The organism is Ornithinibacillus halophilus, from assembly GCF_900129485.1.
GTDB classification, from domain to species: Bacteria; Bacillota; Bacilli; order Bacillales; family Amphibacillaceae; genus Ornithinibacillus; species Ornithinibacillus halophilus.
This window is the reverse complement of the sequence record NZ_FQVW01000079.1, coordinates 1-7,820: the sequence shown is the minus strand read 5'-3', so window position 1 is coordinate 7,820 and position 7,820 is coordinate 1. Positions and strand designations below refer to the sequence as shown.

General features: G+C 34.2%; 9 protein-coding genes. All 9 read right to left on the bottom strand.

Going from position 1 to position 7,820, the window contains the following annotated elements; genetic code table 11:
- Positions 1-296: 296 nt before the first annotated feature.
- The 9 genes from BUB12_RS17930 to BUB12_RS16785 all read right to left on the bottom strand — a co-directional run bounded on the left by BUB12_RS17930 (position 297) and on the right by BUB12_RS16785 (position 7,313).
- Entirely contained in the window at positions 297-1,451 is a 1,155-nt protein-coding gene (locus BUB12_RS17930) for a hypothetical protein (RefSeq protein WP_072892070.1), read from the bottom strand.
- Positions 1,441-1,950: an RNA polymerase sigma factor gene (locus tag BUB12_RS16820; protein ID WP_072892069.1), complete on the bottom strand. Its 510-nt coding sequence runs from the start codon at positions 1,948-1,950 to the stop codon at positions 1,441-1,443. Before BUB12_RS16820 ends, BUB12_RS17930 begins: the two co-directional genes overlap by 11 nt.
- A gap of 425 nt (positions 1,951-2,375) precedes the next feature.
- Entirely contained in the window at positions 2,376-2,603 is a 228-nt protein-coding gene (locus tag BUB12_RS16815) for a hypothetical protein (protein WP_072892068.1), read from the bottom strand.
- 64 nt (positions 2,604-2,667) lie between these two features.
- Positions 2,668-3,048, bottom strand: a complete 381-nt coding sequence (locus BUB12_RS16810; protein ID WP_072892067.1) for a hypothetical protein — start codon at positions 3,046-3,048, stop codon at positions 2,668-2,670.
- 388 nt (positions 3,049-3,436) lie between these two features.
- The gene (locus BUB12_RS16805) at positions 3,437-4,093 is read right to left on the bottom strand and encodes a hypothetical protein (protein ID WP_072892066.1); all 657 of its coding nucleotides are present in this window, start codon (positions 4,091-4,093) and stop codon (positions 3,437-3,439) included.
- Between the two features lie 281 nt (positions 4,094-4,374).
- Positions 4,375-5,115 carry an amino acid ABC transporter ATP-binding protein gene (locus BUB12_RS16800; protein WP_072892065.1) on the bottom strand — a complete coding sequence of 247 codons (741 nt, stop codon included), beginning with the start codon at positions 5,113-5,115 and terminating at the stop codon, positions 4,375-4,377.
- A 15-nt stretch (positions 5,116-5,130) separates the two neighbouring features.
- On the bottom strand, positions 5,131-5,784 hold the full coding sequence (locus BUB12_RS16795) for an amino acid ABC transporter permease (protein ID WP_072892064.1): 654 nt from the start codon (positions 5,782-5,784) through the stop codon (positions 5,131-5,133).
- Between the two features lie 58 nt (positions 5,785-5,842).
- Complete coding sequence (locus tag BUB12_RS16790; RefSeq protein WP_072892063.1) at positions 5,843-6,652, bottom strand: transporter substrate-binding domain-containing protein; 810 nt, start codon at positions 6,650-6,652, stop codon at positions 5,843-5,845.
- Positions 6,653-7,025: 373 nt separating this feature from the next.
- Positions 7,026-7,313, bottom strand: a complete 288-nt coding sequence (locus BUB12_RS16785; RefSeq protein WP_072892062.1) for a hypothetical protein — start codon at positions 7,311-7,313, stop codon at positions 7,026-7,028.
- Positions 7,314-7,820: the final 507 nt, after the last annotated feature.

Below are 7,820 nucleotides of genomic sequence, written 5' to 3'. Positions count from 1 at the left end.
ACCGATGCCTTTGCTCCCACAGGAGTCTACGTATATTCCCTCCGCTTAGCTAGCAAATTGTTCGTCTTTGGCAATGACTTTTTAGTTATGTCCCAGCCCCTTTCTAGTTCTTAACACTTCTTATTCAACTAATGACGCGCCATTGTGACGGTGCAATCATGCTCACTGCTATGATTTTCAACTTTGTCAACTTGATTGTGTAAAACATTATATATAACAAATTTCATGCTGTTATATGGGATATTTTTATCATGCATATCTTATCTTTCAAAATATAATTGGCTGTGCAATTTATTTTACTCACTATCATCAACCAACCCTTTAAAATATACAGTTTCTATTTTAAGACCTTCACTAGTTCTGTTTAAAACAAACACATGGCGTGTCACTCCATTCATATAGAATTCTGAAGGATTTTGAACTTTCATATCTAATAACACGTCATACACATAGTCACCCTGTGAAATAAACTCCGAATCACTCGTCAATTCCATACTTACTACCTTAATATCCTGTATACCATGAATTCCTTCCTTTTTTGCTTGATTATTACTGTCTTTTAAAAAGGTTAATAGGTCTTCTTTTACCTCAGAACTGTAATTATATAGCTCTACATATTCATCCCATTTATTTAACCTTTGATATTCAATAGACTCAAGGATTATTGCTTCTACTTCATTATCACTAGAAGTAATATATTTATTTGGGTCTTGGTTATAAGTTTCCTGAATATTTTCGTTTTCAACTTCCTCAAGTATTTTTCTATTCCCATCTTCTGTTACGATTATGACATCAACCTCTTCAACCGGGCTAATTGCGTACCAAAATCTTTTATCACCATTAACTTCAATGATTTTTGCTTGTTCCTCGCCTACATATACCTCTTTTATAGAATGATCACTTAATGGACCAGAAAAAATATAAGGTTTTTGTTTCATCGAAGACCAATTCACTGGTGTATTCCACTCAGATCCTCTAGTTTGATTCCATTCCCATTGATTACGTAGTTTCTCAAAATAAGCTATATAAATTTGTTCTTCTTGATCTTTTTCTTCTGTAAATATTGCAATAGCATCATTTGCATGAACTACATTAAACTCTGTAGAGATGAGGTTGTATGAATGTTTTTCTTCTAGTTTGTTCATTTCCTCCATGCTTTGGTGAAAAAATGCCTCAAAAGAATTAATTTGAGAAGTGTTATTAGTTGAATTTGGACTAAATGGAATAAATATCACCAATACTAATAGTAAGACAGCCATACTACCTATCCCAACCGAAATATGTTTAAATAGATTACCTCTGTTCCTTTTTAACTCTAGACCATCTGAATACTTCATAAGGGTTTTATGAATTTCATTTTGTTTGTTAATATCAAAATCTTTCTCATAGTTAGGTTTTGGAAGGGATTTAATTTCATCAATTAATGATTCTAGCTTCTTATTATCTTTCATATTGAATAACCTCCTTCTTTTCCTTTAAGGCTTTCAAGGCACGATGATAAGTAATACGGACTTTATTTTCGTTCCAATTTAAAATATCTGCAGTTTCAGAAACTGACAATTCTTTTATTGCTCGGAGAATAATCACATCCCGATAGTTATCCTTTAATGAATTAATTACTTGATATAAAATTCTATTATTTTCGTTCATATGAAGGATTAATTCCGGTGTCGTTTCCTCTTTCGGTTCAGAATCAGAAAAGTTAATTACACTCTTAATTCTGTTCCGTTGTCTTTTTCTAATCTCATCGATTCCAACATTTCTTGCAATCGAAAAAAGCCAAGTCTTAACGCTAGCTTTCGACTGATATGTATCAAAACCCTTGATAGCACGAATAAAAACTTCTTGAACCAAATCCTCTATATCACCAGATCCAACATAATAAACTAAGAAATGATATATATCTTTGTTATATTGATAGAACCATTCTGAAATTTTGTCACTTATCATCTATATCTCCTCCGATGCTTTGCTCATTAATTAGTCGAATCAATAGTCATAATTATTTCACTTTAATTTAAATTTTTAAGAAAAGCGCAGAGCGCCCGCTTTGCGACGTACGGACTGGACTGAGGCGTAGGAGATAAAGGAAACACGACGACCAACGGGAGTCGATGTTGACTTATCGTACGTAGGCGAAGGAAGTCTCGCTAGTCGCAGGCGCTCGGAGCTAGACATCTTTGATATTTTCTTATCTTTATATAAAAACCACAAAAAAAGCCTGGAATAGAACCCAAGCTACAGTTGTTAGAGCTATTTTGAAAAACAAGTAGAACAAATACGCGTGTCAAAAATCCAATTATAGACTGTACAAATGCGCAAAACTGCATATCAAAGACCTCATTTTATTAGAGGTCTATGTGAATTTCAAGATTTTATTGTGAATTCACAGCTTTCTTATAAGCTACACGTATTATAAAGTAACAAACCAATATGGTAATTAGCGATACAATCGTTGTCGAAACCGTATTAGGTTCTCCAAAGACTTTAAACCATACATTGGCTAGTGAAATATCTAAACCTAACCAACGTAGAACTCCAAGAATGAAAATACCACCAACTATACCCAAAGTAATCAATAATGTAAATTTTGTTTTACTCATATTTTCGACCCTCCAAATTAAATTAGCGAGACACATAAGTAGAGCTAATAATAGATTAGAATCGTTATTCCACATTCAATTTTGTACTTACTTCATAAAGTTTATCTGATTCCCAATATCGTCCCACTGCACCACTTCCAAAGTTCTGTTCTTCTTTACAATAACCAATCTCAAACAAAACCTCAGTATCATGTTTGAAAAGTAATTTATAATCTGGCATCGCCCAGTCAAGATTTGCAGTTGAATGTGTTCTTGCATTGTCTAAATCTTTTACAAGTTCTTTTATAAACCCCTTATCATCGATCGTAGCAAGTAGTTCTTCACTGCCCCATTCATACACCTCGATACTCGTAATATCGTCACTTAAATTGAGGTTATTATTTTGACAACCTATTAAAACAAAAGAAAATAATAAGAGTATAAAAATCAATTTAATTTCTCTCATTAGACTGTGCCTCCTTTACCAAATACGACGTTAAGGATTGTTATAAAGTTTCATATTCTGCTTCCAATAATTAAATTACGTATCTGCTTTTTCCACAAACGCACCTGTTATCGATACGGGAGCAGTGATTACATATTCAAAAATTACTTAACTAATAGTGAAGGTTTTAAAATCAAATTTGTAGTAGTAGTTTTTACTTCACAATACTTAGAATAGTTCTTGTATCTGTTTTATTACTACTAAATAGGTAGAATTTATTATCATATTCTAAATACACTTGTTCCTCCGGTTTGTTCGAGTCTGCAATATATATCACCATATTTTCATATCTTGCGCTCTCATATTATAAAATCCCACTCCTTTTCCAGCATTGTTGAATAATAGACTTTCACATTTTAAAAAGTAGTGCTTTTATAATTGTTTTTACAGTTGACTCAGTTTCCTTATGAACCCTGACCTTATCTAGAAATGGAAAATCGCTTGGTGAAACGGTTAATTTCGCAAGTGGTTCTAATTCTGTTTCACAAACCCATTCATCTCTAATTCCACCTTGTTTGAATAGGGTCTTTGGGAAGAAATATATCGTTCCGTCTGTCCAACGATTTGGAGCATCATTATTTGTTGAAAAATAATAATAACGTATTTTTCCTTTAATAGTAGGCACCGATAAGCACAAGTTTCTAATGGAACCAACATAACCTTTTCTATTTTGAACGGCAAAAAATAATGACCATACTCCGTCTGATGAAGCAAAAACAGCTTTAATTGGCTTGCCGTTAAAGAGAGAACTATTTCTTGGCTCAAATATATTTATCGCGGAATTATTAGAACCGTGTACTAATAACCCCTTTGTCTCGATAACATAATTTAGAAACATATATAATGGGTATTTACTCTTATATGTAAAAATACTACCATCACCTGATGATATATATCTTATGAACATCTCATCAAATTCTTCTATAGCTTGTTCAGACAGATTCAATTCATCTATTTTTAATAATCGAGTACGATCTAAAACAAACTTTTTGATTGAGTTAAACATTCCTGTTTTATTAATCGTTCACCCCTCCTGGAGTTTTCTATTGAAAGATCATCCTGCTTGATTAATTCACAATGTGACATTAATTTTATCATACTATTCAAATTAATTTAATGATTTTTTCAATGGCTGTTCTTAATTTGTATATTCAACACTATTTATTTTCAGTCTATGTGATATTAAAATGCCAATCGATCCCTTAAAACAACAAAAAATCGCACTGTGAATCACAGTACGATTTTAAATGAGTATTATAATGAGTACACCTCTAAACAAAACATTCTCTACAAAATAGAACTTAAAAACGCTTGTGTACGCTCTTCTTTAGGATGATCAAATATTTCTTCTGGACTTCCATATTCAACAATTTTCCCATCATGCATATATACGACCCAGTCGGCTACTTCCTTTGCGAAGCCCATTTCATGAGTAACGACGACCATCGTCATCCCTTCTTCTGCTAATTCTTTCATCGTAGACAGTACTTCACCAACAAGTTCAGGGTCAAGGGCAGATGTTGGCTCATCAAACAACATCACTTCTGGTTCCATCGCTAAAGCTCTTGCAATTGCTACACGCTGTTTTTGTCCACCAGATAAGGTCGATGGATAAACATCATACTTATCACCTAAGCCAACCTTATCTAACAGCATCTTCCCGTTTGCAATGGCCTCCTTTTTAGGAGTTCCTTTCACTTGAGTAGGTGCTTCTATTATATTTTCGATCACTGTTTTATGTGGGAATAGGTTAAAATGTTGAAAAACCATTCCTACTCGTTCACGAACTTTATTTAAGTCATGGGTTGTCTTTTCGATTTGCTCCCCATCAATTATTACAGTTCCGCTATTTTTCATTTCGAGAAAATTAAGGCAGCGAAGGAGAGTACTTTTTCCTGATCCACTAGCACCCACTAATACAACAACATCACTTTCCTTAACGGTTAAATCGATATCCTTCAGCACATGCAAATCGCCAAAAGACTTGTTCAACTTCTCTACTCGAATCATTTCATGTTGATCACTCATGTTTTCCCTCCTCACTTAATCGCTTCTAGCTAATTTTTTCTCAATGTAACGAACAATCAACGTTAAGGCTAGAACGATGATTAGGTAATAAACAGCTACAACTAGGAAGTATGTCAAGTAATCAAAGTGGTTGGAACCCTCTGAACTTGCCACACCAAATAATTCTTGAAAACCAATAAATGATACCAATGAAGAATCTTTTACACCGATTATAAATTGATTCCCTAGTGATGGAGTCGCCCTACGAAATGCTTGTGGCAAAACAATTCTTCGCATCGTTTTTCCAGCTGTCATCCCTAATGATCGACCAGCTTCAGTTTGTCCTTTATCAATTGATTGAATTGACCCACGAATAATCTCAGCAATATATGCTCCATTATGGAAAGCTAGACCGGCAACCCCAGCCCAGAACATCGGTATTAACATGATCTCAACTAATCCATAGAACAGCACAAAGATTTGTACAATCAATGGTGTACCACGAACGATCCAAATGTAAGCATCAGCAATCCATTGTAATGGTTTAATTTTGGAGATTTTTAAAATGGCAAAAAACAAACCAATGAAAAATGCAACGATAAGAGAGGCAACAGAAAGTTGGAGGGTTTTCCAAAGACCATTTAAAAATAAATCATAACTACCTATAAATACTTCTATGAAGTGCGCCAAATAGATTCAACTCCTTTATGAAAGGAATGTGCACACGTAGGCACACATTCCTTAGATATTACTCTAATTCATCTGGTTCTTGTGTAATGTCTACTCCAATCCACTCTTTGGATAACTCTGCAAGTTCTCCACTATCTTTTAATTCTTGTAATGCTTCATCAATTGCTTCTAATAAAGCTTCCTTTTCTTTAGCTACAGCGATTGCTTGTTCACTCACACCTAATTGTCCACGATTCTCTACTTCCAACCCATTTTCAATCGCTGTTTGACCAGTAATATCATCTGTAATCACGGCATCATGGTGTCCAGATGCTAATGATTGTAATGCTACAACATCACTATCTACTTCGGGAATGTTGTCTGTGTAGTTTTGTGCCATTTCGATGTATGTTGAACCTCTAGAAACAGAAATTTCCTTACCTTCTAAGTCGTCAGCCGATTGAATATCACTATCTGCTCTTGTATAAATTACTGGACCAGAATAATAATATGGTTTTGAAAAGTTTACTTCTTTTAAGCGATCTTCGGTAATGGTATGACTTGCTACAGCAATATCATAACGGCCTTCCTTAACTCCAGTTACGATGCCAGAAAACTTCGCTTTTTGTTGTACAGCTTCTAAACCAAGCTTTTCTGCAATCGCTTCTGCAACAGCGATATCATAACCAATCATCTCTTGTCCTTCCATATAACTAAATGGTTTAAATTCACCAGATGCAGCGAAAGTTAATTTACCATCTTCAACTAAATCAAATTCTGAGCCATTGCCATCACTACTTGAATTATCATTATTACTTGTGTCCGAACCACAAGCAGCTAGTACAAACATAGCTAAAGCGAAAAATAGTGTAATTTTCAGTATTCTCATTCCATAAACAATCCTCTCATAAAGTTTTTGTAAGCATTAATCCTCTCCTGCTTCACATTCATTAAAATTATAGCAATAATCAAAATAACTAACGAATTCTAAATTTAAGGATATTTACAGTTTGTTTTAGAAGGAATTCAATTGAACACAAATACCTCATTGATTCTTATATATCCTATAAAATATTATTGAATCCTTAAAGATACTCCATATTTACCTAAGAAAAGCGCAGAGCGCCCACTTTTTCGATGTATTGTTGGACTGGAACTGATCCAGTCCCTATACTTCCACGTTCTATCCCTTTTTTAAATATCTCTTTGTTTTGCAGCCCTTTTATTTGCAAAAAAATAACCCAGTTTGGCAAACTGAGTCATCAACTATTCTTACGTCTTCGTTCTAAAAATATGGGTGCTATATTTAGCAAGATAGAAACAATTGTTAAAAGCCATAATGCCCTTGCCATTCCAGGTACTACATCCGATATAGCCGCCCAATCTTCCACTTCTACCCACCGAGATACATAACTGTAATCCGCACAAATTGTTAATGCTGTAAATGATAATGCCATCGCCATAGCAAGCTTATAATCCTTTCCTGCTGCAAACAAAGAAAGATTTATAACAGTTGCTATTATGGCAATAATCCCTAATATTGCCCACATAACTATACCTCCTTGAAACTCATCAATTTGTTGTTCGAGTCGCAAATACGAGAATCCCCAATAGCATTACGAATACTAACATACCTAAGCTGATGATACCTATCCCCATTCCTATCCACTCTCCGATAACAAAGGAACTAAGAAGAACTACCAAAAAGGTTAATAAACAAATTAGCAATGACCTTTTATTTGTCTGTTTGAAAGCCTTTAAAATAATAAAGACAGCGAAATTTATTAAAAAACCCAAACCTATAGGTATAAAAATATCCAATTATTATCATCCCTTTTCCTACATAATTAGCAAGTAGCAATCACCTTTTGTGTAAAATCACTAGTTTGCACGGAACTTTATGTATGTTTCTCCTTTTTGTTTAAGTAAATGTAATAATAGCTAATTAAAAATACTACTTCTATTGAGACTCCCACGTCTAAAGACGCAAGCCCTACACCTTACGGTGCAACGGGTGGGATTCTTGAGTGACTAAGCGTTCGCAGTCCATTTCTGTT

Bases quoted from the DNA above. Each gene is read 5' to 3' on its own strand.
- BUB12_RS17930 (WP_072892070.1), bottom strand. From the start codon at position 1,451: ATGAAAGATAATAAGAAGCTAGAATCATTAATTGATGAAATTAAATCC.
- BUB12_RS16820 (WP_072892069.1), bottom strand. From the start codon at position 1,950: ATGATAAGTGACAAAATTTCAGAATGGTTCTATCAATATAACAAAGAT.
- BUB12_RS16785 (WP_072892062.1), bottom strand. From the start codon at position 7,313: ATGTGGGCAATATTAGGGATTATTGCCATAATAGCAACTGTTATAAAT.
- BUB12_RS16805 (WP_072892066.1), bottom strand. From the start codon at position 4,093: ATGTTTAACTCAATCAAAAAGTTTGTTTTAGATCGTACTCGATTATTA.
- BUB12_RS16790 (WP_072892063.1), bottom strand. From the start codon at position 6,652: ATGAGAATACTGAAAATTACACTATTTTTCGCTTTAGCTATGTTTGTA.
- BUB12_RS16810 (WP_072892067.1), bottom strand. From the start codon at position 3,048: ATGAGAGAAATTAAATTGATTTTTATACTCTTATTATTTTCTTTTGTT.
- BUB12_RS16800 (WP_072892065.1), bottom strand. From the start codon at position 5,115: ATGAGTGATCAACATGAAATGATTCGAGTAGAGAAGTTGAACAAGTCT.
- BUB12_RS16815 (WP_072892068.1), bottom strand. From the start codon at position 2,603: ATGAGTAAAACAAAATTTACATTATTGATTACTTTGGGTATAGTTGGT.